The following is a 25,886-nucleotide window of genomic DNA, read 5'->3' on the forward strand; positions in this document are numbered from 1 at the left end:
ATGAAACACAAGGTTCTTGCGCTGGTGGGCGCACTAGGTCTGTTGGCCGGTAGCGTAATGGCTGCACCACAGTTCAACCCGAATTCAGTCTATGCAGGCAAAAATGAGCAGCCTGCGGCACAGCCTGGAACACCAACCCAGAACGGTGAAAAGGGGAGCGTCACCGTTCTCCGCCTAAACAGCTACGCACACCTGGGGGAATTCACCGTGCCGGAGGGGATTCAAAAGGCAAGCGTTGAGCAATTCAACAACAAGGTTTACGTCCTGTCAGAGAAACCAGACAAGCGCCTGGCCGGATTGTGGATCGGCCGCGATACTAACGGAAAGGAGGGGCTCTGCGGGTATATCAACAACAGCATGCGCATACAAAAATGCTACTTTATTTTATATAGGGAAAAGTAGTATGCCAGCCCTTACTATTTGAGTGGGGGCTCTACTATTTCCCCCTGCCTGGTCCAAGCACTTTTCCGAAAATGTTCTCATCCTCTAATTCTGGAGGGTATACCAATGCTATAAACTCTTCCAAGGGATGGCCTGATATTGATTTTGTTGTATTGAGTGATAGTCCTTCATTTTCCTTCATGAATTCCATTAAGTGTTGGAAGGTTGTGTAGGCCAATACATCAGAAATAAAGGTAATTTCTGAAGTTTCAACACTCATTTCAACGTGAAATTTTCCGTTTTTAGGTCTGGGATCTGGTGATGCATTAACAACTTGCGTTTCGATATACTTTCCTTTCGAATAATAGCGCTTATTTGGGGCATTATTCATGTAATTAACTATATTTTCGCACTCTTTTTCCATGATCTTTAAAACACCAGCATCTATATTATCGCTTACTATTTTTAGATTCACATTAACGCGGAATTTCTCAATTAATGTTGTCAGCAATGTCAGGGCGCTTATTAAATTATTTTGTAGTAACTGCGAATGCAATAACTCTTTTTTATCGGAAGGGCCAACGAAATCTTTATATGATTCAGTGTATATTGCTGAGTATATAAAATTGAGACTAAACTCTCTAAATAAAGATGCAACCAAGTTAACGGCATTGGTTTTCTGTGTGTCATCTAATTCAGCCATGTGCAGTTTATTTGACTGGTTTAAATTGAGAGTGCTTAATCCTTCACTTATCCTGATTTTTAATTTGGGCAGATCCCAATCATCGATAAGGAAGCCAGCCATTACACCAAGCCCATCACGAGGCTTTGAGTTTGAATAACCTTTATCGCCTGACTCATCTATAAAAAAAAATTTCGTTGTATCGTTCATGTACACTCTCATGTAAATAAATATATTGTTAAAGATGCAATCCAATACGCTTACCATTCGGTAGCGTTACATCAATAGAAAGCTCGCCGCCTAAAGCTTTTATATAACGTTTCAACGTAGATAACTTTGGATCGTTATCAACATTCTCAAGCTTGGCAATAGAGGGTTGTGAAACGCCAAGGGACTTGGCTAATTCTGACTGGGAAAGATTGAGTTCCTCACGAATTTTAGCCAGCGTTATTTCCCTACGGATCTCTTCCGCACGCGCTTCAATTTTAGCCAACGCCTCTGGGGATTGTTTTGCAAGTAGTTCATTTAAAGTGGACATGTTATTTCTCCTGCTCTAATAGATGCGCTGAGTATTCAGCGTCGGCCATCTTGATTAACTTCTTATAGAAACGCGTTTCGTCTTTTCCTTTCTTATCACCAGCACATAACACAATGCCACGGCGGATAGGGTCAAATGCAAAACACGCTCTAATCGGATGACCACCAACCTGAATTCGCAGTTCCTTCATATTGGGAAACTGCGAACCTTTCAGTGTATCGACCTGGGGCCGACCAAGGTTTGGGCCATCTTCACGTAAAATCATGAGCACCGCCAACACTTCAATTTGAGTTTCCTCATTCTGTTCTTCGAACCATGAATCGAAGAGGTCTCTCGTTAATATTTCCCACATAAATAAATATAACCTCCGAGTTATAATGAATTTTATAGCCTTGAGGTTATATTGTCAAATATATGACAATCACATTGCTGTCTTTTATATTATAATATTCCGGACACTTGAAAAACATATCAAAATAGTGTCTATTAATTCGATATTTTAAATTAAAAGACACTTATTGTCCGATAATGATTTAGGAGACACGATTTGCGCCTATTTGGGTATGCTAGGGTGTCCACCAGCCAACAATCGCTTGACATTCAGAAAAAAGCATTGATGGAAGCTGGAGTGGTAAAGCACCGTTTATTTACTGATAAAGAATCAGGGAGCCATATTAATCGCGAAGGATTACAGTTACTCAAGGTGAAAGTTGAGTCGGGTGATATTATCCTTGTGAAAAAACTCGACCGACTTGGCCGTGATACGGCAGACATGATCCAGTTAATAAAAGAATTCGACTCAATGGGTGTTGCTGTTCGTTTTTTGGATGATGGTATAAGCACTGAAGGCTCAATGGGAAAAATGGTAGTCACCATTTTATCCGCAGTCGCTGAAGCGGAGAGACAAAGGATTCTGGAGCGAACAAATGAGGGTAGGCAAGAAGCGTTACTCAAAGGCGTGAAATTTGGCCGCAAGCGATCCGTTGATCGTGAGAGAATTTTAAAGCTGAGGGAAAGCGGATTAGGTGGTACTGCAATTGCCAAAGAAATGCAGATCGCGCGATCAACCGTTTATAAAATACTTGAAGAAGTTAACAATCCACCATAATTTTCCTACAAAGAACATTGATCAGACCTTTCAAGAGATACGTGCGCAAGTGCAGAATAAATCAGATATAGCAAAGAATGAGGTGATAAGATTACGGGAAAATATTCAGCAAGCATATACCTAATTCTATTTTTTTAACTACAGGGGCACTCGTAAGAAACCTTCTGTATTCAATTTACCACCAAGTGTAGGGCATAGTGTCTATGGGTTCAGGCAACTTTCGGTGTTATTACAAGTAGAGAGTTATCTTGCATTTTATAATTATAATCGACGAAGTAGTGGCTTAAATTATATTACCCTATACGAACAATATGTTCAGATAAAAAAGTGGATTAAGAAGCTTCCAGTATTAGTGGGTTATTACACACCTAGCTCAAGAGCTCAAGAGAAGTAAAAAATATTCAAATAATGTCAATCCAATTTAAATAGCCAATAAGACGACTTATTGATACCATGAGACCTAATAAAAAAAAGTAGGTTACTTGACTGCATTCAATCGATAGCTTTCTTCTTTTAAATGATTAGGGTTTGCTCCAGATAGATTGAGAGACTAACAGTGCAAAACAACAGCGAACTTGAAGAACTTAGCCAAGCACAAAGAGAACGGCTCGCTCATATTGATTTCACTTTGTTATTTAAAGGTGAGGCTGGGCGCAGTTATTTGACCGAGCGTTTTAACGTAGCGCCTTCTGTGGCGACGCAAGATTTTGCTCGCTACAAAGAGTTTGCTCCTAATAATGTCAAGTATGATGATAAGCGCAAAGTGCACTTGAAAACGAGAGCATTCCAGCCATTGTTTAATTATGACATTATTCGAACGCTTGCGACGATAAGTCAGGGGTTTAGTGATGGGTTCCTTGGCAAAGTGAAACCACCAATGGCTTGCGAAGCGCCATTTCATTTAAACAAACCTAAGCTGGAAGTGGTAGCTAGCATCAGTGAAGCCATACATAAACGTGCCGTGAGCAATATTGAATACACATCTTTGTCGAGTGGTCATGAGTGTAGGCAAATTGTTCCTCATACCCTGATAGATAATGGCCTGAGGTGGCATGTTCGAGCATTCGACAGAAATCGTCAGGAATTTAGAGATTTTGTTCTAACCAGAATAAGTAAAGTTGATTTGTTAGAGGATGAGGTTAACGACGAAATTGAAACCCTTCAGTGGGATAAGCAATGGAACCGAATCGTTGAATTAGAACTGATACCTCATCCAAAACTAGCACATCCAGAAGCTGTATCGATGGACTATGCAATGGAAAACAATACGTTGCGTGTAGAGATAAGAGCTGCGTTCGCTGGGTATTTACTGCGTTTATGGAATATCGATTGTTCAAAGAATAGTAAGAGCAATGGGCGAGAGTTCCATTTAGCACTTAAAAATCCAGAAGCACTATACGGCGTTGATAATGCTGCACTCGCTCCTGGATATAGCGAATCGTGAGATGAATTTATGAATATAAAAGAATATTTAGGTGATCTTATCGGAGGCAGTTTATTGATAACTGAATCTAGAATAATTGCAGAATCGCTACTGAAAAAACGTCCAGAAGATGAGTGGAAGTCGCTGATCGTTGAGCAAAATGTTCTTCAGAAAAAATCCAGTCAGACGGCTATTCGTTATGCCAGAACCATCCGTTGGCGTATTGAAGGTCTGGGTGATGAGTTTATGACTGATCTTTTAGTCGCGAGTGAACGCGCATACGTCCAAATGCTGATGATGTCATTACTCATTCATTCTCCGATTGTCGCTGATTTTATGCGACTTACCTTGGCCGAGGCTCGTCGCACTTATAAACCTTATTTAACTGCTGACGCATGGTCTGAGTTTTATGATACAAGAGTGCGGGCATATGCCGATCTTGGCATTTTTTCTGATTCTACCATCAAAAAGATGGGTAACAACGCAGTTAAGGCATTGGTTGACAGTGGCTACCTGAGTGATAGCAGGACAAAGAAAATACAACCTGTTTACCTAATGCCTGAAGTTCAAGACTGGTTAGTACGTCTGGGCAGGAAAGATTTGATTGATGTAATGGAGTGCACAATATGAAGTCTCTTCAGACCAGGCTTGACCTGATATTGGAACGAATTGAAAGCCCTAAGTTTTTGAAAAACGATGGCTTGGGCAATGAAATTGGATTTTGGGTATTTGACTATCCAGCCAAGTTTGAACTGCTCGTTCGAGAGCACCTTAAGCACGTTGACGAAAAGCTCAACAAACGTGGCTATCGCTTTATCCACCTCAATATTTTTGAAGTCTTGATAGCGATGCTTGAGGAGCGTGGTCTATTTGACCGAGCTTGCCAGCGTGAAATGCAAGTCGGTGTCGATGGTCTTCGAAAAACACTGGCTGGACCTCTGAGCCAAGAGAAAGTAGCAAGGTATATAGCGGACAAATATCAGCCATCAGACCTTGAGTTTCTATTGCTGTCAGGCTTAGGCAGTGCGTGGCCTCTTGTTAGGGGGCATGAGTTGCTCAGCGCTCTGCAAGACGTGATGGGTAGCACACCATTAGTGCTTTTATATCCAGGTGAATATAGCGGAAGGGATTTACATCCTTTTGGTATGATTGAATCTAAAAACTACTACCGCGCCTTCAAGCTTGTGCCTGAAGACGGTAAAAAACTTATTACTGCGAAGAAATAGAGCAGAGAGCCTACAGAATGAAAATTGAACAGATTTTTTCCAAGAAGTTGACGCGGGACATTAACGGCGTTGTTAAAGCGGAACAGAAAGACAATGACAGTGTGTATGTCGAACTTGATGAGTATGTGGTAACCCGAGAGCTAGACCGACACTTTCGAGCGTTCTTTGAAGCTTATGTGCCATCTGTGACACAAAGTGGCGCATCAATGTCAGGTAAAATTGGCGTGTGGATTTCTGGCTTCTTTGGCTCGGGTAAGTCTCATTTCCTGAAAATTTTATCTTACCTTCTTGAGAATAAATCTGTTGAAAAGGATGGCCAAGGCCGCGAAGCATTTGAATTTTTCAAAGACAAGATCAACGACGCCATGCTGTTGGCAGATATCCAAAATGCTGTTACCAAAGACACTGATGTCATTCTTTTTAACATCGATTCACGAGCAAATACGGATGATCGAGAAAATGCCATTCTTAAGGTTTTCCTCAAAGTATTTAATGAACGTGTAGGATACTGCGCTGATTTTCCTCATATTGCGCACTTGGAGCGCGAACTTGATAAGCGCAATCAATACGCGTCCTTCAAGGACAAGTTCGCAGAGTTAACCCAATCAACTTGGGAAAAAGAACGTGATGCCTATGACTTCTATCGAGACGAACTTTCAGAAGCACTCGCTCATTCCAGTGAGCAATCATTAGAGTCAGCCAAGGCGTGGGTTGAGCAGGTTGAAAACAATTTCCCGCTAGATATCCGTAACTTCTGTAAGTGGGTTAATGAATACCTAGACCATGCTGGGGATAGAAATCTTCTGTTTTTAGTCGATGAAGTCGGTCAGTTTATTGGTAAAAACACCCAAATGATGTTGAAGCTTCAGACCATTACTGAAGATCTTGGCACTTATTGTGGAGGCAGAGCTTGGGTCGTTGTTACCTCACAGGCTGACATTGATGCGGCCATTGGTGGTATGGATAAGCGTGATGGTGAGGATTTTTCTAAAATTCAGGGGCGTTTTAGCACCCGCTTACAGCTATCAAGTTCGAATACCTCGGAAGTCATTCAGAAGCGTCTGTTGTCTAAAAAGGAAGAAGCCCGTAAACACCTCATTGATGTTTTTGCTGAAAAAGGAGATATCCTTCGTAACCAACTGACATTTGATAACACTACAACGGCTTCTCTTAAAGGTTATACCGACACTCCATCTTTTGTGGATAACTATCCGTTCGTTCCTTACCACTACACATTGGTGCAAAAGGTGTTTGAGTCGATTCGAACAAAGGGCGCGACAGGTAAGCACTTAGCAATGGGTGAGCGTTCATTACTTGATGCCTTCCAATCAGCAGCAAAGCAAATGAAGGACTCAGGTCTTGATGTATTAATCCCGTTCTACAGTTTCTATGCACCGATTGAAAGCTTCTTGGAGCCAGCCGTTAAACGAACGATTGACCAAGCCTGTGAGTTGGATACTTTAACGGATTTTGACGGCAAAATTCTAAAAACTCTCTTTTTGATCCGTTATGTAGATATGGTCAAAAGCACATTGGACAACCTCGTTACGCTGTCGATTGATCGTATTGATGTGAATAAGATTGCACTGCGAAAACAAATTGAAGAGAGCTTAAATCGTCTTGAACGTCAATTGCTTATCGCCCGCAATGGTGACGAGTTTATCTTCCTGACCAATGAGGAAAAAGAGATTGAAAACGAGATCCGCCACACTGACGTTGAAATGTCAGAGGTCTCTAGCAAGCTTTCTGCTATCGTCTTTGACGGTATTTTGAAAGGTAATCGTGCCTATCGTTACCCAGTTAATAAGCAAGACTTTGCGGTAAGTCGTTTTTGTAATGGACATCCAAAAGATGGTACTACTCTAGAAGATCTCGTCATCAAAGTCATTTCACCTCTGGATCCGCACTATGAAAATTACTCGCATGATCAAGCGTGCATCAATCATACGCTTGAAGCCGATGGTTGCGTTTTGGTCAAATTGGGCGAGTACAAGCGTCTTTGGGATGACCTGACAACCTTTATTAAAACTGACAGATTCTTAAAGCAAAATTCGGGTCAGCGTCCAGAACAAGAACACCTTCTGCGAGAGAAGCAGATGGAAAATATTGAGCGAGAAAAACGCTTGAGAGTGGACTTTGAAGCCTTGTTTGCAGAGGCAGACGTTTACGCTATCGGCACAAAACTACCGAAGAAATCAGCAACGCCAAGTGCCATCGTCGAAGAAGCATACAAATACGTTATCGAAAACACATTCGCTAAATTGAACATGCTCAAGGCGACATCTGGTGAAGTTTTGCGTGAGCTACAGGCCGTACTTGTTGCTGATGATATTGCTCAGATTGGACAGGATCTTCAAGCGGATGAATGTAACCCAGAAGCTACGCGTGAGGTTGAGCAGTATGTAACGCTAAAAGTCGAGCGTAATGAGCCTGTGTACTTACGTGACATCGTTGCCCGTTTCGGCAAGCGCCCGTATGGCTGGCCAGACAATGAAATCTTATTGCTCACTGCAAGGCTGGGCTTGGCTGGAAAGTTATCTTTTAGTACCCAAGGCACAGATCTGGCGTTGAAAAAAGCTTACGAGCCGTTTACCAGTGTGCGTAAACGCGGCGAGATCCGTGTACATAAGATCAGGCAACATGACGAGCGCCAAATTAAAAAGGCTGCTGGTCTTGTTAAAGAGATTTTTTCTAAAACCTTTACCGGCTTCGGTGAGAAGGAGCTCTACGAATTAGTGCGGGATGAATTACTGGCTTGGAATGAAGAGCTTAAATCATTCAGAACCAAGTCACAGACAGGCCATTTCCCTGGTAAATCTCAAATTGACGATGGTCTTGCATTGGTCGCGGGTATTCTTGAGCAAACTTCAAGCTTCGCCCTTATCGCCCGATTCTTAGAAGACGCTGATGCCCTTGAAGAGTTTGTTGAGGACTTTGAGGATCTTGATGACTTCTACAATAGCCAATTTCAAACTTGGCAAGCCCTTGCTGGCGCATTAAACGAGAAGTTTAAGGCCAATAGACCCGCGTTAGAAAAAGACAGTGAAGCATTAAAAGCGCTCACTGAATTAGAACGCATTTACAATATGTCCTCACCGTATGAGCAGCTGCGCCACATTAATCCGCTTATCGAGCAGGTGGCAAAAGTTAACTCAACATTGGTTGAAGAAAAACGCACTCATGCCTTAGAGCGTGTTGATCTACGCATCGGACGTGTAAAAGAAGTGCTAGCTGAAGCTCATGCACCGTCTGAATTACAGAACCAAGCACTGCGCCCGTTACAAATGTGCAGACAGCGTATTGAAGCGACCTCTTCAATACCGCAAATTATCAGTGAGCAAACTGAAGCGGAAGGTTACGAAGACGAAGCCTATGAGTTGCTGAATGGCTTTATCGAAGATCAACGCAAAAAAGCTGAAGCTGAGCAAAGATGTCGTGAACTCGAACAGAAGAAACGCGAAGAGGAAGCAGCGAAAGCCGGTAAGGCAGCTCCAGCACCTGAGCCAGCCCCTGAACCAGTGCAGCCACAGCCGGTTGCAAAACGTACCGTAACGATTAACCCAATTGATGCCATGGCAAAGTCAGTAACAACCGGATTCATTGAAAGTGAAGACGAAGTTGATGCCTATCTTGCCGCTTTAAGAGAGCAGCTGATTGCTGCGGTCAAAGCTGGCGATCGGGTGCGAATTAAGTAGGGCTTATTATGATTAAAAGAATCAGCGTTAACGCATTCAAGTCTTTAGTTGATTTTGAGTTAAACCTTGACTCGAAGTTTAATTGCATTATTGGTTTAAACGGCGCAGGGAAAAGTTCGGTTTTACAATTATTTAGTTATGTATCTGCTCTTATAGAAGGAAAAATTGACCGTTGGTTAAGTGAAAGAGGTTGGGAAGAAAAAGATGTTGCTTCTCATTTCTTCCCCACACGAGAAACGTTTGATCTTGTACTCGATATAGAGCTTTCAGATAAGCAATTGCGTTGGGAAGCCACTTATAACTGGAAAAGAGGCTTATGTACAAGTGAGACCCTAACTGATTTAGCCAATGGTCAGCAGCTGTTACGTCTATATCAGGGAAGACTCAAAACTAAGCGTGACAGTTTTCCTGATCTAATTTTCAAATATTCAGGTTCCATATTATCCTCTTTAAATGATTCGGCTTTACCGCAAGAAGCCGTCATTTTCCGAAATTTTATGACTAATGTTGATAGTCATGACCTTTTATCGCCTAAGGTCATGCGTTCAGGTCGTTTTGCTTCAGCAGGAAAAATTGGTAGTGCTGGAGAGTATCTGATTAGTTATATCCATAACCTTGATAAGAATTCACAAGATATTTTATTAAAAAACCTATATGGCTATTTTCCTCAAGTAGTGAAAATTGAAACTAAAACTGAGTTAAATGGCACATTAAACCTTTTGTTAACAGAGCGGTTTTATAATGATGATGGCTCTCACTTCGATGTTGTAACCAATGCCAAGCATATCAACGATGGCATGTTGCGTATTTTAATCATACTGGCAAGTCAAAGATCTAGTTCGAAATTCCAGCAATTTGATGAAGTTGAGAATGGTGTTAACTCCGAAATAACCGAAAAACTTGTCGAGGCATTCATAAATTCACCTCAGCAGGTGTTGATTACAACACATAGCCCAATGGTATTAAATTATATAGAAGATGAATTAGCTAAGAGTTCAATAACACTTGTTTATAAAAATAAACAAGGGCATACCAAAGCAACTAAGTTGTTTACCTTACCATCTCTGACTAAGAAGCTGAATTCGTTGGCTCCTGGCGATGCCATGCTTGACGTGTACCTCAAAGATGCAGCCGAAGAAGCTGAGATTCTAGCAAGTTCATCTGAAGTAAGAGAGTAATTTAACTATGATAACGAGTATTTTAGTTACAGGTGAAGGTTGCTCGGATATGGGTGGTTCAAATAATGGGCAATCAATATCAACAGGTGAGTTTTACAATCTTGGTCCTATGGCATTGTTAGCGGTTCGCCTATTGCAGAAAATTATCCCTGATTGGAATGAAGATAATATAGATTTTCAATCCCCCAATAATTGGATGACTTGTATTTCAGGCAACGAGTTGGCACGCCAAGCTAAGGGTGTTCGTAAACATCGACCAAGTACAAAGTTAAAAAAAGGTTTCGTTGAGCATGCAAATAGAGCCACAACAATGGCTGGCTATGCAAAAGACAATGGACACCAGCTGGCTTTTTATTTTCATGATACCGATAGGTGTGATTTTGATGATTTACATCAATCTATCATGCTTGGCTTTAATGGAATTGAAGGCGTGCATGGGATACCGATGATACCCAAACCAACCTCAGAAGCTTGGTTGATATGTGGTCAAAAGCAGGATCCATATGCTCATTGCTCAGCTTTAGAAACCGAACTGTCAGGAAATGATGCTGCATCAGATGAAAATGCCCCTAAGAAAGTTTTAGCTCGATTGTTAGGGCAAGAAGCAACGACAGACCAGCAATATGAACTGGTAAATGGGATTGATGTCACACGTATCAACATGCCCAGCTACAACCAATTAAAAACAGATTTAACTACAGCCATTGAGGGTATTTGTGGTCACGGGACAGCGAGAACATTATGAATACTGCAAAACTAAAAAAATATGCACCACAAGCTAGACGCAAGTTTATCACTGCTGTTTCAAAACAATTAAATCAGCTAGGTATATACAGTGACAAACAGATATCTGAGGTAAAACAAGAAGGCTCAGTATTACTTATTGAAGGCAAAACCTTTGAGCCCAGCGTAAAAACAGCTAGAGAGCGATTGGTCAAAAAGGTTCAGGAAATGGGCTATAACCAGCTCGTGGAACAAGTAGCCTATACCTGGTTCAACCGCCTGTGTGCTATTCGCTATATGGAGATCCATGACTACTTAGATCATGGTTTCCGTGTCTTGTCGCATCCAGACAATCCTAAAGGCTTTGAAATTATAGACCATGCGCAAGACGCTGCGGATGAACTCGGGTTAGATAGAGCTCGCATTATCGAGTTAAAGCTCGCGGGCAACAAAGACGAAGAACTTTACCGTGAACTACTGTTAGGTCAGTGCCATAAGTTGCATGAAGCGATGCCTTTCTTATTTGACGCATTGGACGATGAAACAGAGCTTCTGCTACCAGACAACCTAACTCGTACAGACTCAATTCTGCGTGGATTGGTAGACGGCATTCCTGAGGAGGACTGGCTACAGGTAGAAGTCATTGGCTGGCTTTACCAGTTCTACATTTCAGAAAAGAAAGATCAGGTAATGGGCAAGGTGGTGAAGAGTGAAGACATTCCTGCCGCTACCCAGCTATTTACACCCAACTGGATTGTGAAATACCTAGTACAAAACTCAGTCGGTCGTCAATGGCTGCAAACCTACCCAGATTCTGCCATTAAAACGCAGATGGAATACTACATTGAGCCTGCTGAACAATCTGATGAAGTTAACCAACAGCTAAAGGCTATTACGCCAGAATCTATTGAACCTGAAACTATCAAAGTACTCGATCCGGCTTGTGGCTCGGGCCACATACTGATTGAAGCCTACAACGTGCTTAAAGCCATCTACGAAGAACGTGGTTTCCGTTCTCGTGACATTCCAAAGACGATTCTGGAGAACAACCTCTACGGCCTAGACATAGATGATCGTGCCGCGCAGTTGTCTGGATTTGCGCTGATGATGATGGCCAGAGATGACGATAAGCGTATTTTTACCCGCAACGTGCGACTCAATGTACTGTCATTACAGGAAAGTAACCATATTGACCTGCCGACCTTATGGAAAGCACTCAATCTATCGGGAAGTTGGCAAAGCGGCACGTCGCAGGGCTTGTTCGCTGACGAAGAGCAAGATTTAAGCTCGTTCAATGCAGACAACCGCTACCAACTCTTGAAACGGACTTTAGCTAGATTTGCTCAGGCCAAGACCTTTGGCTCTTTGATTGATGTACCTAGCGATGACCATGAACAGCTAAAAGAGCTGATGAGCACTTTAGTCGAACTGCAAGAATCAGGCGACTCAATGCAAAAGTCAGCAGCCAAGCAATTGATTGAATTTGTTCATCAGGCTTTGGTTCTGTCCATTCGTTACGATGCTGTTATCGCGAACCCTCCCTATATGGGAGGGAAAGGCATGAATGCAGATTTGAAAGAGTTCGCGAAGAAATACTATCCTAATAGTAAGTCTGATTTGTTTGCGATCTTTATGGAGCGAGCATTTAAATTGCTATCGCAATATGGGTTTAATGCTCAAATTAACATGCAATCTTGGATGTTTTTAAGTAGTTACCAACAGCTAAGATGCAAACTTTTGGAAGAACGTACAATAATTACTATGGCTCACTTAGGAGCTAGAGCCTTTAGTCAAATCAGCGGAGAAGTAGTGCAAACAACAGCCTGGATAATCAAAGGTAATTATATTCATGATTATCAGCCAACCTTTTATAGACTTGTTGAAGGTAATGAAAATGACAAGCGTGATACTCTTGGTTTGCGTGATAACGAATTCTCATCTACTGCGCAGAATGGTTTTTCTAAAATTCCGGGGTCACCAATAGCTTATTGGGCCACTGATAAAATAAGGGATTGTTTCCAAGCTATGCCTTTGTTGTCTGAAAAATTCTCAGCAAAACAAGGGCTAGCCACAACAAATAATGACCTCTTTACGCGAAGATGGTATGAAGTGTCATTATCTGGTATCTCTTTTTCCTCTTCAAGTCGCGATGATTCAAAAATTAGCCAAAAAAGATGGTTTCCTCTTGATAAAGGGGGAAGCTTCAGAAAATGGTATGGAAACAACGAGTTTGTTGTAGATTGGGAAAATGATGGTCAGAGAATAAAGGATAGTATTAATAGAAAGTATCCGTATTTGAATGGAAATCCTGATTTCGTCGCTAAGAATTCCAATGAGTATTTTAAGCCAGGTGTCACTTGGGGAAAAATTACTGGTGGGAGTTTCTCAAGTCGTTTTTCTCCTGAGGGGGCTATTTTTAGTGATGCAGGGATGAAAGTTGTTTGTACAGGGAGTGACGCTCTATATATTCAAGGATTACTATCCTCTAAAGTTTTCCCATATTTCCTCGCGAACCTCAGTGAAACTTTAAACTATGAGGCTGGTAATATTGGACGAGTACCATTAGGTGAAGTTCCATTTAGCAACAAGTGGGAAGAAATTATTACAATTTCAAAAATGGACTGGGATTTATCTGAAGTCTCGTATGATTTTAAAAAGAACCCTCTTGTTAATCTGTGTGGAAATTTATTATCTAAATCATATGATGATTACCGAAAGGCATGCAAATCAATTGTAGAAAACGTAAAGATTTTAGAAGAGGAAAATAATAAAATTTTTATTGAGTCTTATGGGTTAGTAAATGAGTTGGACGCAAAGATAGACTTGCAGGAAGTTACTTTAAATGCAAATCCAATATATCGCTATAATAACTCACTTGATTCAGAAATTAAGTTTCAATCTGATACCATTGCAGAATTGATATCATACACCATCGGATGCTCTTTAGGACGCTATTCGCTCGACCGAGAAGGTATTGTATTTGCGCATTCAAATCAAAATATTTTTAGTAAACTGCTCTCTGATGGAGTTTTTGAGAAATTTTCAGCCGATGAAGACGGTATCATTCCGTTAACAGATCAAGAATGGTTCAAAGACGACGCCACTAATCGTTTTCGCGAGTTTGTTCAGGTGGTTTGGGGCGAAGAGAACTTACAAGAAAACTTGGATTTTGTCGCCGAATCACTATGCTTGAACGCTATTAAACCAAAGAAATCTGAATTAGCGTTGGAGACGATCCGCCGTTACTTATCGACTCAGTTCTATAAAGACCATCTGAAGACTTACAAAAAACGTCCAATCTACTGGCTGTTTAGCTCGGGCAAACAGAAAGCGTTTGAGTGTCTGGTATATTTGCATCGTTACAACGAGAGTACGCTCTCTCGTATGCGTACCGAGTATGTCATCCCGCTACTAGGCAAATACGATGCTTATGCAGAGCAGCTTGAGAAGCAGATTGAAACGGCTGACTCAACCAGTGAAGCGAACCGCTTTAAGAAAGAATTCGATGCCTTAATTAAGAAGCAGGTCGAACTACGAGAGTTTGATGACAAGCTAAAACACTACGCCGATATGCGCATTTCATTGGATCTCGATGATGGGGTGAAAGTGAATTACGGCAAGTTTGGTGATCTGCTGGCTGATGTCAAAGCCATTACTGGATCGGCCCCGGAGGTTAACTAATGCAGATTAGTGAACTGGCGCAAGGCGTCGCTGCCAAACTCGAACAAAGCCGCATTGTGTTTTGGTATGACCCAGAGCAAAGCTTTACTGAAGAGCTTGAGCATTTAGCTAACGCGTTATCTATTGCGAAAGAAGTGCATTCAAAAGAAGAAGATGATAAAGCGGCAGATATAACTGCCAGGGTACTGCCAAATGATTTGACCATCCTCAATATGGGCAATGAGTCTGTATTGGCAGTGAAAAAACGCATTGAAGTAGATGAGCGTGAAGCTAAATTCCTTATCTATTTTCCAAGCGCTGAGCCAGAGCCTGATCGTGATTGGTTGCTAGACGTGCGTTTGTATAGCGAGCAGTTTTTTGCTGATCACAGCTCAATGCTGCTTAATGAATTAGGTATCCCGAAAATGGCGCTTCGCACGCACATTCGTAAGCACCAGAGCTTTTTTGCCAATAAACAGCGCATTTCCGGTTTAAAAAAGTGGGTGACTGAGAACGAAGACGAACTGTCGTTAGACAGGAAGATGATGGCAGTGGTTGTAAAAGCTGATTCTGCGTCTTTATCGGACATTCTGCTTGGGTTACTACGTGAGTATGCGGCTTATATCGAAGATGAAAGCCTTAGCCAACCTTTACTGAGCCAGTTAAATAAGTTTGATCTTGAGACCTCACTCTGGGCATATCTGAGTGAGGGTTTTGGCTATACAGTCGAAGAGCCAACCTTCTCAGACTTCGTGCTGAAATTGTTCTGTACTGAATTCTGGAGTCAAATTGAAGGCGTTGAACGCGATTGGTTGCTTAACAATGTTCTGAAAAGCGCGTCAGGCCGAGCGACAGCCTTGGCGTTTATGGTGAGCTGGCGCGACAGCCGCTCCTTCGCCGCCTTCTATGAAAGTATCTCTAAGGTGCTTAGCCAACAGCTAGAAATTTCGACCCGTGCTGGTCAGTACCATCCGGTTGAGCTTATCGAATGCGAAACGTTTGAAGCGGTGGAACAAGCCATTATCCGTGGTTTAGTTCGTGATTTGCTCGATAGCAGTGAAGCGCTAGACCGGGTTCAGTTTAATACAGTTCTATCAAGACGTCTTGCTAGCCACTGGACATTGTCACGCAAAGAATACTTCGCAATTTATGAAGCTATCCGCAACGCCGAAGAGTTAATGCACTTGCGAAATCGCTATGTGGACGGGTTCCACTTTGATAACGCAAAGGCAATGTACGACGCCTATACCACGGACATTTACCGTTTTGACCAGGCTTATCGTTTATTCAATGAGCATGTGCACTCAGTATTGAGTAAGGGTGCAGACATACTGCGTCAGCTCGACGACGAGGTCGAAAGCATTTATACCAACTGGTACTTGTATGAGCTTGGCCTTGCCTGGGATCGTCATTTGGCCAATGAGAAATTACTTGAAAAGTGGCAGATTTCTGGCGTACCGCGCCAGTATGACTTCTATGAAAAAGAAGTTCGCACACGACTGATTCTGAAGCAGACAAAACGCGTGTTTGTCATCATCTCTGATGCCCTACGATTTGAAATTGCGAATGAGCTTGGCGCTATTATTAACAACGAGAAGCGATTTAACGCTGAGGTGTCTACGCAGTTGGGCGTTTTGCCAAGTTATACCCAGCTTGGGATGGCGGCATTGCTGCCTCATAAGGTGCTCAGTTACCAGCCAGAGCAAGGCACGGCTGTTTATGTTGATGGTATTTCTTCACAGGGTTTAGACAACCGCAACTCCATCCTACAAAAAGTAGGTGGTATGGCGGTGAGTTCTAAGGAGCTGATGAGCTGGAGTAACCAGGAAGGTCGTGACAAGGTTAGAGACGTGGAAGTGGTTTATATCTATCACGATACCATTGATGCAATTGGTGATAAGGCAGCGACTGAAGAGAAAACGTTTGAAGCCTGTCGTAGTGCCATAGAAGAGCTAAAAGACCTTGTTGGTAGGGTAATCAACCGTCTAAACGGTAGCCGAGTTGTGATCACCGCTGACCATGGCTTCCTTTTCCAACAAAAAGCACTTGTAGCGGCTGATAAAACATCGTTGAAAACTAAACCTGCTGGCGCGATAGAAGCCAAAAAACGCTATATCGTTGGTAATAATTTGCCATCAGATGAAGCCTGTTGGAAAGGTTCAATTAACGATACGGCTCATGGCTCTAGTGGCTCTTCATATCAAGCAGAGTTCCTGCTTCCAAAAGCGGCTCAACGCTTCCACTTCGTTGGTGGTGCCAAGTTTGTGCACGGCGGAGCGATGCTACAGGAAGTCTGCGTCCCAGTACTGCATGTGCGAGAGCTGCAAAAAGAACAAGTAGCAAAATATGAGAAACAACCGGTAGGTGTTGTTGCAGCCACTCAGCCAATTAAGTTAGTAAACAATATCGACAAAGTCAGATTTATTCAGACAGACTCGGTAGGTGAGCGCTTTGTCACACGGCTTCTGGATGTTTATATCGTCGATGTACAAGGTAATGAAGTATCCAGTCGTGAAACCATTAACTTTGATAGCGTGAGTAAAGTAATGGATGAGCGTACTCGGGTAGCTAGGTTAAAGCTGATCGGCTCACAATTCAACCGAAACGCTCAATACACATTAGTCCTTGAGAATGCAGAAACGAGAACACGCTATAGCCAATATGCGGTGACCATTGATTTAGCATTCCAAGATGATTTTTTCTAAGGCGCTGAGGTGAAACATGACAACTGATTTTTCACAAGATCATAAAGACGAAAAAAATCAGATGCAAAGCGCCGATTTAGACGCATTGCTCAATCAGTATTTTAAAGGCCGCGTTGTTCGTAAAGATCTGACGAAGCAACTAAAAGAAGGTGCAAACGTCCCTATCTACGTGTTGGAGTATTTACTTGGCATGTATTGTGCGTCCGATGACGACGAAGTCGTAATGCAAGGCCTTGATAATGTGAAAAAAATCTTGGCTGAGAACTATGTCCGTCCAGATGAAGCGGAGAAAGTGAAGTCACTGATCCGTGAGCGCGGTACGTTTAAAATCATCGACAAAGTAAGCGTTAAGCTCAATCAGAAAAAAGATGTCTATGAGGCTGCGTTGTCGAATCTGGGTATCAAAGATGCCCTTGTACCGACCAAAATTGTACAAGACAACGAAAAGCTATTAACTGGCGGTATCTGGTGCATTATTACCGTGCAGTATTTCTTTGAGGAAGGTCAGAAGACATCACCTTTCTCCATTATGAATTTAAAACCGATCCAAATGCCGTCCATGAACATGGATGAGGTGTTTTCAACCAGAAGATATTTTAGTACCGAGCAGTGGATGGATGTTTTGCTTCGTTCCGTGGGTATGGAGCCGACTAACTTAGAGCATCGAGTGAAATGGCATCTCATCACTCGCATGATCCCATTCGTTGAAAACAACTACAACGTTTGTGAGCTTGGACCAAGAGGGACAGGTAAGAGCCATGTCTACAAAGAGTGCTCACCAAACTCATTGCTTGTCTCAGGCGGACAAACAACTGTGGCGAACTTGTTTTATAATATGAGCTCGCGCCAGGTTGGATTGGTTGGTATGTGGGATGTTGTCGCATTTGATGAAGTAGCGGGTATTACCTTTAAAGACAAAGACGGCGTTCAGATCATGAAAGACTATATGTCGTCTGGTTCATTTTCTCGTGGACGTGATTCAATCGAAGCGAAGGCTTCAATGGTATTCGTCGGTAACATTAATCAAAGCGTTGAAACACTGGTGAAGACCAGTCACCTGCTGGCACCATTTCCTGATGCCATGATCGACACTGCCTTTTTTGACCGTTTCCATTCTTATATACCTGGATGGGAAATACCAAAGATGCGTCCTGAGTTTTTCACCAATAGCTACGGATTAATCACAGACTATCTTGCTGAATATATGCGTGAAATGCGAAAACGTAGTTTTGCAGATGCTATCGATAAGTTCTTCAAACTCGGCAATAACCTTAATCAGCGTGATGTAATTGCTGTGCGAAGAACCGTTTCGGGCTTGTTAAAGCTATTACACCCCGACGCACAGTATTCAAAAGATGATGTGAGAGCCTGCCTGACCTATGCGCTGGAAACTCGACGTAGAGTCAAAGAGCAATTGAAAAAGCTTGGCGGTATGGAGTTTTTTGATGTGCACTTTAGCTACATCGATAACGAGTCATTAGAAGAATTCTTTGTCAATGTACCGGAACAAGGTGGTAGCAAGCTAATTCCTGAGGGCTTACCTCGCGCTGGTGTTGTGCATTTGGTTACTCAGGGAAGCACGGGGCAGCTAGGGTTATACCGTTACGAAACCCAGATGATGGCTGGTTCTGGTAAGCACTCAGTGTCGGGCCTTGGTTCTAATACCGCAGCGAAAGAAGCTGTGCGTGTTGGCTTTGATTATTTCAAAGGTAACCTGAATAGAATCAGTGCGTCGGCGAAGTTTTCTGATCATGAGTATCACCTGCATGTTGTTGAACTGCACAATACAGGGCCAAGTACAAAGTCATCGCTCGCAGCATTGATTGCGTTCTGTTCAATTTTGATGAACCGACCGATTCAAGAGCAGATGGTTGTTTTGGGTGAGATGACTTTAGGTGGTGTCATCAATCCTGTTCAAGATCTTGCAGGCAGTCTTCAGTTAGCCATGGATAGTGGAGCAAAACGAATTTTGTTGCCAATGGCCTCAGCCTCAGATATTCCAACAGTTCCTGCTGAGTTGTTCTCAAAATTCCAGATCAGCTTTTATGCAGACCCCGTCGATGCCGTGTTTAAGGCAATTGGGGTTAATTGAGCCAGTATGTAAAATGAATATTCTTTTAAGTTTTACAGGGTTTTTGATGACCATCACTGTTGGAGAATGCTCAGCTTAATCTCGTTTACGAGAAGAGTCATGTTGGCGGTGGGTACCTGAGTAACATAATATTTTGTAGTGTTCTTAACGACTATGGCTCTAACAAAACTTGAGAAACACGATTCCTTAACTTGTAGGCGTTTGGCTTAAAACATAGGAGGGCTTAAATCATTGAGCTTGAAAAACGTGAGCTTTGTCAATGAACTGGATTCAGATCGCTTGATAAATATTTGACATTCTTTGTTAGTGCAACGTTTTCCCATTTAAAATCTCCACTTTCCATTAAGTTGGACGGTTAATTTTATATATGCGCTGGGCGATTAGAAAGTGGGGTTAATGTTGCCCTTACGATGATTTTGACAGAAATGAACTCTATATATTCTTTAATTCTATTGGTATCAAAAACTCCTTTGAATTTACTGGAGGTAAATATTCTGCCATAGCGATTACCGAGTGTATTCAACAAATATGGAGGTAAACGACCTTCATCATCCAGCTCAGGCGGGGATGTTTGGTGCTCTATATCAACGAATATCAAGGGAAAGCCACAAGCCGCACCTGACCAGGATGATTAGGTATATCTAACCATTAAATATGAATGTTATTTTCGTGGCACATATTCTGGTGTGCCATTTTTCATTTGCGTACTTTTTACCTTCCGTTTTGTCCTCCTTTTTCCCTTCGTCAACAGTCCAACCGATCGTAACATCTCCCTACTGAGTACAAATATTCATCTATCCGTAGGAGTTGCTCTGATGGCACGCAGGAAGGTTTCATCGAACACCGTTGAACGCCTGGGTAAACAATGTTTGCCTGAGGCGGGTGCGGTCAAACTCGCGCTTGAACTCGAAGCAAAACAACTTTACTTGCGTGCGGCAAAGCAATGGGGCGTCGCCATGCAGGAGCAACCTGCTTTTGCTGAGTACATTGCAGCCCAGCGATACCGCTGTATTGAACTGTCCAACATACGCCATGAGCACCGCATTGAGCAATATGAGATACGCAGCGATATAAAATCCGCCAGTAGTGAAGTAGGGGTCGCTTACGAACGCCTGTGCCTTAAAGATAATGCGCGCTGGAACGTACTGTAATTTTTCGTCACCGGTATCCCTGGCCGTAAAATTTACCCATTGCCCTATGGCACAACCTAAAATCATACAGAGGTATTATGTCCACTTTGTTAAAAGACTTCGTTCTCATGGCGCTCCCGCACCGTGAGTGGTCCTGCGAGGCAATTCACTTTCGTGTAAAGCTATGCCCCGAGCCGGGCAAGCTGGGTAATAAAAACCACACTTACATCATCCTGGAAGACCTGTATGGATTTGACACCAACGAAACGTCACTCGTGATTTTCACAAAAATTCTTTTACTGCGTTTCCCACACCTGCCACCGAATCGCGTTCACATATTGATCCATTGCCGGGATATGTCCAAGTCCCTCGGCACCAAAGTGGTGCGGTACGATTTACTGCGCGACGAAGAACGCCAGGTCAAGTTGGATAAAAAACCAGAAGATGTATCGGAGAAATCGGGCTACGTCTCGATGTGTGCTTTCTAACTGTCAACGTAGTTATGGAGGGTTTACCTTGGCCGCACCTTATCATCGTTCTGTCGGTTCACCACTATTGGCCGGAGCAAGAACCATTCAATTCGGGTCGCATCAAAAAGTATTTTTCCCTGATTATGACCAGGCGCTAGTTGTTGCCACCAGCATGACCGCTGAGCACCGATTCCCAATGTGGATTTACAAGTCACTGCACAATAAGTGTGCCGGGTATTTAATCGCGGGTCATGGTTCGCATACGCTGGAAAAACCGGACTCCGCATTGCAGTCAAACCAAATTGATCAGGTCCAGTTCAAGGATAATCTCCCGACACTCCTGGAGAGTGATGCTGTTCAGCCAAGTGCGGTGGCGCGCGTTGCCATCCGGAATAACGAATTCATACAGTGCCATGCACGGGTCTCCGAAGCGGACATTGTCGCTTGGAGCATGATGCAATCGGATCCCGCACTCATTTTCAACGTTAACCCCACGAGCAGCCCCGCTGAAGCAAAGAAAGTCAGTAATCGCATAAAATCCATGCTTCAAAATGCATTGTACTGCCAGACCTCCATCCGTTGGCTTAACAGTTACAACTTCATTGTTGCTATGCGTTGGTCAGACGATGACGGGTTAAGCCCAAGACATAAAGTAGAAAATGGCTGGTGGATCCTGAGCGTACAAGAACAATGTTCGCATGGGGTTTCGCCAAAATGTGAAGACGTGCAGAAAAAAGCAAAAGACCGTTAACTGAAGAGGCAATCATGAAAACTGAACAGACTGACATCAAATTGTACCTGCAACGCCAAAGCGCATGCGGAATGCTAAAAATCACGCGTATTCTGGATGGTATCTTTACCCCACCATTTATCACATTCCTCCTGATTGGGGTGCTGTTTTCTGTCATCCAACTGACTATCATGCCAGTCGTTGTGGAAACCCTCCTTTTCATTCCGTTGTGCTTCGTTGTAGTTGGCTGTGTCGGTGTGCTCTTGTTTGCGCACTTGTATTATTCGTGTTCGTTTCCACGACTGAAGCCACTGTTGAGCGTTAATGAGATAGAAGCCCTCTGTTCCAGCACGTTCTGTGCATACCAAAAAATGGGCCATTTGTCCTCAAAACAGAAGTCCGGCATTGATTACATCGACACCTTAATTTGTGAAGGTATTCCAATGAATTATCACCACCGCGCCCGAGTAAAAGCATTGGTTGAGGCGGATGTGCGTGACCACGAGCTGAACACCTTAAGCCAGGAATTCGAAACCGTCATCGCACAAAGCAAAACGCTAGCATAAGCATTCCAAACTACTCGTACCCCCCCTGATCGTAGAACACGGACGATCAGGGCACAGAGAGAGCATCATGAAAATTGATAAAATGGACATTCAGTTGTACCTGCAACGACAGAGTAATAGCCGAATGCTGAAAGTCACGGTGTTTATTGAAAACACCCTCATGCCCACTGTGTTAACACCAATGTTGGTATTTGTCGTTTTCTATGCCGCTTTGTTTGCTTGGCGCTTTCTGGTGGGGTTCCACGACCCAGAATTGCTACACATAATAGATTTGGCAGGATACTACGCGCTGGGCTGCGTTTGCGTATTGGTTTTGATTGGGCTGTTCTTTCGTGGGTATTTGCCGAAGATCAAAGCCCAGTTAACCGTCCATGAAATTGAAATGCAGTACAAAGCAGCCGAAGAAACCTACACCCGCTTAAATTATGCCCCTGAGGACGAGCGCCCCGCGATTGATTACCTTAATGCTGTCGTCATGTCAGGTGTGCCCATGAACGGGGCGCATACCCGAACGGTGGATACCATGCTCGCCCTGGCACAGAAAGCCAGTGCGGACAAAGACGCTCTCCTCAAGGTGAAGCAAGAACTTTCAGCGCTAACTGACAGCATCGCAAAGACTTCGCTGACCGCCGAACATATCCAGAACGATAACCACATTGAATAATGAGGCTCTTATGAATATCGAAACGACAGATGTCGAACTCTACCTGAAAAGGCAAGAGTCATACTTGCGGATGAAATTCACCAAATTTATGGAGGGTTACATAGCATGTTGCTTCTACGGGCTCGCAATCGTTTTTCTTGCCGCTTTTGCCGTGATCCTGTTCCAGTATTATTCAGATAAAAATCCGTCTGAAGGCCTCGTGGAATTCGTCACCGTCGCTGGCTATCTTGCGGGTGTTTTCGGGGCATGCCTTATTTTTACTGTGTTATTTTTTGCTGGTAGGCTGTTCCGATTTAATGCCATGTTGTCGGTTGATGAAATCAAGCGGTTATACGAGTCAATGGGGCGTGAATATGACACTATGACTTACCTACCAACCGATGGACGTTCAGCTATCGAGTACCTCAACACTGTCATCGCAACGGGTATTCCGATCGATGTCACGCACGAGAGCCGGGCGCAAAAATTGCTTTACCGCGACACAAAGACGGATGACCTGAAGGCACGCACTGCCGGGGCAGAAAGTGCGCTTTTGAATGCATCGCGTTGTATTAGCGTTTCAGGTAAAATGCCTGATGTAAACAAAAACGAAAGTATAAGCAGCACGGATAGTCATGACTGAAATGAAAACCACCTTGAACCAAATGAGCGCACATCTTGCCTGGTGTGCGCTTGTCGCGTTGGCTATCGCCAAGCGCAATGGTCGGGCGAACGGTAACATACAAGAACATCTCTTTTTGTTCGAATGGTTGAAACAAGCCATGAGGCAAAAACGTTTTTCGAAAGATGTCGCCCCGGATCTGCGCTGGCTTATCAGTCAAGGAGAGAATCACCCCACGAGTGCCAAGCTGAAAGAAAAGCTGCAATACTTGTACGACAGTGGGACCGGTAAACTGACAACCAAAAATGACCTTTATCGACTGACGACTATTTTGGGGACATTAGCCCAAATGGGCTGGCCGTATTCACTTCTGAACGAAGTTGAATGGCTGAAGACGGATACCGCACGGCTCAATGCCAACACTGACTACCTCCGGATCCGAAAGTCAACCTTAGACCAGGGCTTTAGCAACGAGGGTGCCCAGGTAGCGCCCGTTGAAGTGCTGTTAACGGGCAGGGTGGAGAAGGTTCAATCTCTGCTGGCCTCTTGCAATTGGGCATTATCCCGCACAGAACCGCTACAGAAACCGCATTATTGTATGACCGCATTACCGGAATGACGGTCATGAATTGATGATTTAACAATAAAGAGAGCCGATTAAAAGGCTCTTTTTTTTATCTGGAAAATCCCATCAAACTGCTGACCTTTTCATTTCGTCAGCGGATCCCTCAGAGGTAACCTGTTCACAAGTCAAGAACAGGGGGCAGCATGTCAAAAAACATTGGCACACTTACGCCAGGCACTGAATACCAAGAATCGTTATCTCGCTTTTTGTCACAAGAGGCTAAGTCCGGTCATATCTCTATGTCCGGCATGCGCCGTATTTCGATGAAGCGCAATATCGCCGGTTTGACCGCGCTATTGGCAGGGATGGCGATGGTCAGCACGGGTGCTAGTTTTATCTCAACAGGTGGCACTCAACCTTTGTTTATGTTGGTTGGCACTGCGGCCACGGTTATGACAGCCATGACCGTATTAGCGCGAAGCCCTGGGGGGTTATTTTATCAGGTGGCTGAGATAGACAGCGCTTTTACACACGCATCCTTACTTCGGTTCGTGGCTTGTGGTGCTCCAGACGATGTCACTCGTGAGCTCATCACGCTGCTGAACACGCAAGGGGGTGTCTCCTATGCGCAGGTACATGATGTGGTCTGGTTCTGTAGTCGCCAGGCCAGTGGTATTGGTGAAAGTCACCTTTTCCATGACCGCTACGCGCTAATTCGCTCTCGTCTGGAACTTAAAACCCGGAGGGCAGGTTAATGCGCAACTTGTTCATCCTCCCGTTTTCGGAGCTCCAGCACATTGCATTATGTGCGCTGCATTACCCGCTACTCTCACGACGAAGCCTATTCTGCTGCTTGGGGGTGATTGGAATTTTTTGCCTCAGCTGGTTCTCACTGGCCGGGTTTGAGCAAGCATCATGGGAGCAGTCATCACTCCTTGGTGTGGCCTATATTTGCGGGGCAACGTCCATGATTGGTTGGGGGATGAAAACCTCGGAAATGTCACGAAATGCGCTGCGGATTGGCTTCGGTATTTTCACGCTCGTTATCATCACGTTGAATATTGAGGACAACGGATTCATTCGCGCCGTGAGGCTGATGGCTGATGGGCAATTTCATTCAGAGACAAATCGGGTTTCAGTGATGATGGCATTGAGGGATATGTTGCTCATCAACGCCGCTGCCAGCCTGTGCCCGTATGTGTTTTGGATCGGATTGATGTGGATTGAGTTTCGCAATTTCCGCCACAACCCATCCTTTCGCAAAAATGCGCTTCTACGCATGCTTGCCAATTACAAGTTGGTTCTATATCAGGCCTTTATTGTCATCGGTGCGTCATTCAGCCTGCTTCTACTGACCGTCTGGACTGTATTGCCGTTCATGCTATCACCACTCATGACCGTTTGGGTCGCACTGTTTGTTTTCTTGTCTATCTACCGAATTGAAAACGGGTCACCACCAGAGTTCATCTTACACGGCATTGCCACTGTAGGGAGGGTGGGGCGATGAAGCACCCATCGTTGTTCTACGCACGTATTCGCTCTCTCATTCAACTCGGCCAATTAATTTGCACGAAAGGAGTGTTAAGCATCATGTTTGAATCTCAATCTTTTTCACCAGCGGAAGTTATCGCTGATAACGCAACTGTCGCTGAAAAAAACATTATCTGGCATGTTGTAGACACAAAAGGACACGGTTTACCCACCGCTCCCGGCGTTTATCGCTTCCGTGTTCCTATGGAGTCCTAACCA

General features: G+C 43.6%; 25 protein-coding genes. 21 read left to right on the forward strand and 4 right to left on the reverse strand.

The window, feature by feature from the left end:
• Positions 1-402: a hypothetical protein gene (locus MNY66_RS17005; protein WP_067423949.1), complete on the forward strand. Its 402-nt coding sequence runs from the start codon at positions 1-3 to the stop codon at positions 400-402.
• Between the two features lie 34 nt (positions 403-436).
• Here MNY66_RS17005 and MNY66_RS17010 read toward each other — a convergent pair whose 3' ends face one another.
• The 3 genes from MNY66_RS17010 to MNY66_RS17020 are packed head-to-tail and all read right to left on the reverse strand — an operon-like array spanning position 437 to position 1,953.
• Entirely contained in the window at positions 437-1,273 is an 837-nt protein-coding gene (locus tag MNY66_RS17010; RefSeq protein ID WP_109910744.1) for a hypothetical protein, read from the reverse strand.
• A 28-nt stretch (positions 1,274-1,301) separates the two neighbouring features.
• Positions 1,302-1,601, reverse strand: a complete 300-nt coding sequence (locus MNY66_RS17015) for a helix-turn-helix domain-containing protein (protein ID WP_067423953.1) — start codon at positions 1,599-1,601, stop codon at positions 1,302-1,304.
• Position 1,602: 1 nt separating this feature from the next.
• Positions 1,603-1,953 carry a type II toxin-antitoxin system RelE/ParE family toxin gene (locus tag MNY66_RS17020; RefSeq protein ID WP_067423956.1) on the reverse strand — a complete coding sequence of 117 codons (351 nt, stop codon included), beginning with the start codon at positions 1,951-1,953 and terminating at the stop codon, positions 1,603-1,605.
• A 195-nt stretch (positions 1,954-2,148) separates the two neighbouring features.
• Between MNY66_RS17020 and MNY66_RS17025 the strand changes: the two genes are divergently transcribed.
• From MNY66_RS17025 to brxL, 10 genes are all read left to right on the forward strand, one after another.
• Positions 2,149-2,709 carry a recombinase family protein gene (locus tag MNY66_RS17025; protein WP_213914584.1) on the forward strand — a complete coding sequence of 187 codons (561 nt, stop codon included), beginning with the start codon at positions 2,149-2,151 and terminating at the stop codon, positions 2,707-2,709.
• 556 nt (positions 2,710-3,265) lie between these two features.
• On the forward strand, positions 3,266-4,153 hold the full coding sequence (locus MNY66_RS17030; protein ID WP_321146199.1) for a WYL domain-containing protein: 888 nt from the start codon (positions 3,266-3,268) through the stop codon (positions 4,151-4,153).
• Between the two features lie 9 nt (positions 4,154-4,162).
• Positions 4,163-4,762, forward strand: a complete 600-nt coding sequence (locus tag MNY66_RS17035) for a DUF1819 family protein (RefSeq protein ID WP_241501906.1) — start codon at positions 4,163-4,165, stop codon at positions 4,760-4,762.
• Positions 4,759-5,358: a DUF1788 domain-containing protein gene (locus MNY66_RS17040; RefSeq protein ID WP_213914587.1), complete on the forward strand. Its 600-nt coding sequence runs from the start codon at positions 4,759-4,761 to the stop codon at positions 5,356-5,358. The genes MNY66_RS17035 and MNY66_RS17040 overlap by 4 nt, the downstream gene beginning before the upstream one ends.
• A gap of 17 nt (positions 5,359-5,375) precedes the next feature.
• Complete coding sequence (brxC, locus tag MNY66_RS17045) at positions 5,376-9,053, forward strand: BREX system P-loop protein BrxC (protein ID WP_241501907.1); 3,678 nt, start codon at positions 5,376-5,378, stop codon at positions 9,051-9,053.
• An 8-nt stretch (positions 9,054-9,061) separates the two neighbouring features.
• Positions 9,062-10,231, forward strand: coding sequence for an AAA family ATPase (locus MNY66_RS17050; RefSeq protein ID WP_241501908.1), 1,170 nt, complete (start codon positions 9,062-9,064; stop codon positions 10,229-10,231).
• A gap of 7 nt (positions 10,232-10,238) precedes the next feature.
• Positions 10,239-10,976: a hypothetical protein gene (locus MNY66_RS17055; RefSeq protein WP_241501909.1), complete on the forward strand. Its 738-nt coding sequence runs from the start codon at positions 10,239-10,241 to the stop codon at positions 10,974-10,976.
• A complete protein-coding gene (gene pglX, locus MNY66_RS17060; RefSeq protein ID WP_241501910.1) occupies positions 10,973-14,635 on the forward strand; it encodes a BREX-1 system adenine-specific DNA-methyltransferase PglX in 3,663 nt (1,220 codons plus the stop codon). The genes MNY66_RS17055 and pglX overlap by 4 nt, the downstream gene beginning before the upstream one ends.
• Entirely contained in the window at positions 14,635-17,319 is a 2,685-nt protein-coding gene (gene pglZ / locus MNY66_RS17065) for a BREX-1 system phosphatase PglZ type A (protein WP_241501911.1), read from the forward strand. Before pglX ends, pglZ begins: the two co-directional genes overlap by 1 nt.
• A 16-nt stretch (positions 17,320-17,335) precedes the next feature.
• The gene (gene brxL, locus MNY66_RS17070; protein ID WP_241501912.1) at positions 17,336-19,411 is read left to right on the forward strand and encodes a protease Lon-related BREX system protein BrxL; all 2,076 of its coding nucleotides are present in this window, start codon (positions 17,336-17,338) and stop codon (positions 19,409-19,411) included.
• A gap of 361 nt (positions 19,412-19,772) precedes the next feature.
• Here brxL and MNY66_RS17075 read toward each other — a convergent pair whose 3' ends face one another.
• Positions 19,773-20,009, reverse strand: coding sequence for a hypothetical protein (locus MNY66_RS17075; RefSeq protein WP_241501913.1), 237 nt, complete (start codon positions 20,007-20,009; stop codon positions 19,773-19,775).
• Between the two features lie 217 nt (positions 20,010-20,226).
• Between MNY66_RS17075 and MNY66_RS17080 the strand changes: the two genes are divergently transcribed.
• The 10 genes from MNY66_RS17080 (at position 20,227) to MNY66_RS17125 (ending at position 25,883) form a co-directional block, all read left to right on the forward strand.
• Complete coding sequence (locus MNY66_RS17080) at positions 20,227-20,562, forward strand: PerC family transcriptional regulator (protein ID WP_213914212.1); 336 nt, start codon at positions 20,227-20,229, stop codon at positions 20,560-20,562.
• Between the two features lie 77 nt (positions 20,563-20,639).
• Entirely contained in the window at positions 20,640-21,029 is a 390-nt protein-coding gene (locus MNY66_RS17085) for a hypothetical protein (RefSeq protein ID WP_213914211.1), read from the forward strand.
• Positions 21,030-21,057: 28 nt separating this feature from the next.
• Positions 21,058-21,762, forward strand: coding sequence for a hypothetical protein (locus MNY66_RS17090; RefSeq protein ID WP_241501914.1), 705 nt, complete (start codon positions 21,058-21,060; stop codon positions 21,760-21,762).
• A 14-nt stretch (positions 21,763-21,776) separates the two neighbouring features.
• Positions 21,777-22,307 carry a hypothetical protein gene (locus MNY66_RS17095; RefSeq protein ID WP_067423968.1) on the forward strand — a complete coding sequence of 177 codons (531 nt, stop codon included), beginning with the start codon at positions 21,777-21,779 and terminating at the stop codon, positions 22,305-22,307.
• Positions 22,308-22,374: 67 nt separating this feature from the next.
• On the forward strand, positions 22,375-22,971 hold the full coding sequence (locus MNY66_RS17100) for a hypothetical protein (RefSeq protein ID WP_067423966.1): 597 nt from the start codon (positions 22,375-22,377) through the stop codon (positions 22,969-22,971).
• A gap of 10 nt (positions 22,972-22,981) precedes the next feature.
• A complete protein-coding gene (locus tag MNY66_RS17105) occupies positions 22,982-23,593 on the forward strand; it encodes a hypothetical protein (RefSeq protein ID WP_067423964.1) in 612 nt (203 codons plus the stop codon).
• Entirely contained in the window at positions 23,586-24,191 is a 606-nt protein-coding gene (locus MNY66_RS17110; protein WP_082981385.1) for a DUF2913 family protein, read from the forward strand. The genes MNY66_RS17105 and MNY66_RS17110 overlap by 8 nt, the downstream gene beginning before the upstream one ends.
• Before the next feature lie 149 nt (positions 24,192-24,340).
• Entirely contained in the window at positions 24,341-24,892 is a 552-nt protein-coding gene (locus tag MNY66_RS17115) for a hypothetical protein (protein WP_067423732.1), read from the forward strand.
• Complete coding sequence (locus tag MNY66_RS17120; RefSeq protein WP_011039624.1) at positions 24,892-25,644, forward strand: hypothetical protein; 753 nt, start codon at positions 24,892-24,894, stop codon at positions 25,642-25,644. Before MNY66_RS17115 ends, MNY66_RS17120 begins: the two co-directional genes overlap by 1 nt.
• Entirely contained in the window at positions 25,641-25,883 is a 243-nt protein-coding gene (locus MNY66_RS17125; RefSeq protein WP_213914209.1) for a hypothetical protein, read from the forward strand. The genes MNY66_RS17120 and MNY66_RS17125 overlap by 4 nt, the downstream gene beginning before the upstream one ends.
• The last annotated feature ends 3 nt before the right edge of the window (positions 25,884-25,886 follow it).

Source organism: Moellerella wisconsensis, assembly GCF_022592395.1.
GTDB lineage: Bacteria > Pseudomonadota > Gammaproteobacteria > Enterobacterales > Enterobacteriaceae > Moellerella > Moellerella wisconsensis.

Excerpts from the sequence above, each read along its gene's own strand:
- MNY66_RS17005 (WP_067423949.1), top strand. The coding sequence starts at position 1 with ATGAAACACAAGGTTCTTGCGCTGGTGGGCGCACTAGGTCTGTTGGCC.
- MNY66_RS17010 (WP_109910744.1), bottom strand. The coding sequence starts at position 1,273 with ATGAACGATACAACGAAATTTTTTTTTATAGATGAGTCAGGCGATAAA.
- MNY66_RS17015 (WP_067423953.1), bottom strand. The coding sequence starts at position 1,601 with ATGTCCACTTTAAATGAACTACTTGCAAAACAATCCCCAGAGGCGTTG.
- MNY66_RS17020 (WP_067423956.1), bottom strand. The coding sequence starts at position 1,953 with ATGTGGGAAATATTAACGAGAGACCTCTTCGATTCATGGTTCGAAGAA.
- MNY66_RS17035 (WP_241501906.1), top strand. The coding sequence starts at position 4,163 with ATGAATATAAAAGAATATTTAGGTGATCTTATCGGAGGCAGTTTATTG.
- MNY66_RS17040 (WP_213914587.1), top strand. The coding sequence starts at position 4,759 with ATGAAGTCTCTTCAGACCAGGCTTGACCTGATATTGGAACGAATTGAA.
- brxC (WP_241501907.1), top strand. The coding sequence starts at position 5,376 with ATGAAAATTGAACAGATTTTTTCCAAGAAGTTGACGCGGGACATTAAC.
- MNY66_RS17050 (WP_241501908.1), top strand. The coding sequence starts at position 9,062 with ATGATTAAAAGAATCAGCGTTAACGCATTCAAGTCTTTAGTTGATTTT.
- MNY66_RS17055 (WP_241501909.1), top strand. The coding sequence starts at position 10,239 with ATGATAACGAGTATTTTAGTTACAGGTGAAGGTTGCTCGGATATGGGT.
- pglX (WP_241501910.1), top strand. The coding sequence starts at position 10,973 with ATGAATACTGCAAAACTAAAAAAATATGCACCACAAGCTAGACGCAAG.
- pglZ (WP_241501911.1), top strand. The coding sequence starts at position 14,635 with ATGCAGATTAGTGAACTGGCGCAAGGCGTCGCTGCCAAACTCGAACAA.
- brxL (WP_241501912.1), top strand. The coding sequence starts at position 17,336 with ATGACAACTGATTTTTCACAAGATCATAAAGACGAAAAAAATCAGATG.
- MNY66_RS17080 (WP_213914212.1), top strand. The coding sequence starts at position 20,227 with ATGGCACGCAGGAAGGTTTCATCGAACACCGTTGAACGCCTGGGTAAA.
- MNY66_RS17085 (WP_213914211.1), top strand. The coding sequence starts at position 20,640 with ATGTCCACTTTGTTAAAAGACTTCGTTCTCATGGCGCTCCCGCACCGT.
- MNY66_RS17095 (WP_067423968.1), top strand. The coding sequence starts at position 21,777 with ATGAAAACTGAACAGACTGACATCAAATTGTACCTGCAACGCCAAAGC.
- MNY66_RS17100 (WP_067423966.1), top strand. The coding sequence starts at position 22,375 with ATGAAAATTGATAAAATGGACATTCAGTTGTACCTGCAACGACAGAGT.
- MNY66_RS17105 (WP_067423964.1), top strand. The coding sequence starts at position 22,982 with ATGAATATCGAAACGACAGATGTCGAACTCTACCTGAAAAGGCAAGAG.
- MNY66_RS17110 (WP_082981385.1), top strand. The coding sequence starts at position 23,586 with ATGACTGAAATGAAAACCACCTTGAACCAAATGAGCGCACATCTTGCC.
- MNY66_RS17115 (WP_067423732.1), top strand. The coding sequence starts at position 24,341 with ATGTCAAAAAACATTGGCACACTTACGCCAGGCACTGAATACCAAGAA.
- MNY66_RS17120 (WP_011039624.1), top strand. The coding sequence starts at position 24,892 with ATGCGCAACTTGTTCATCCTCCCGTTTTCGGAGCTCCAGCACATTGCA.
- MNY66_RS17125 (WP_213914209.1), top strand. The coding sequence starts at position 25,641 with ATGAAGCACCCATCGTTGTTCTACGCACGTATTCGCTCTCTCATTCAA.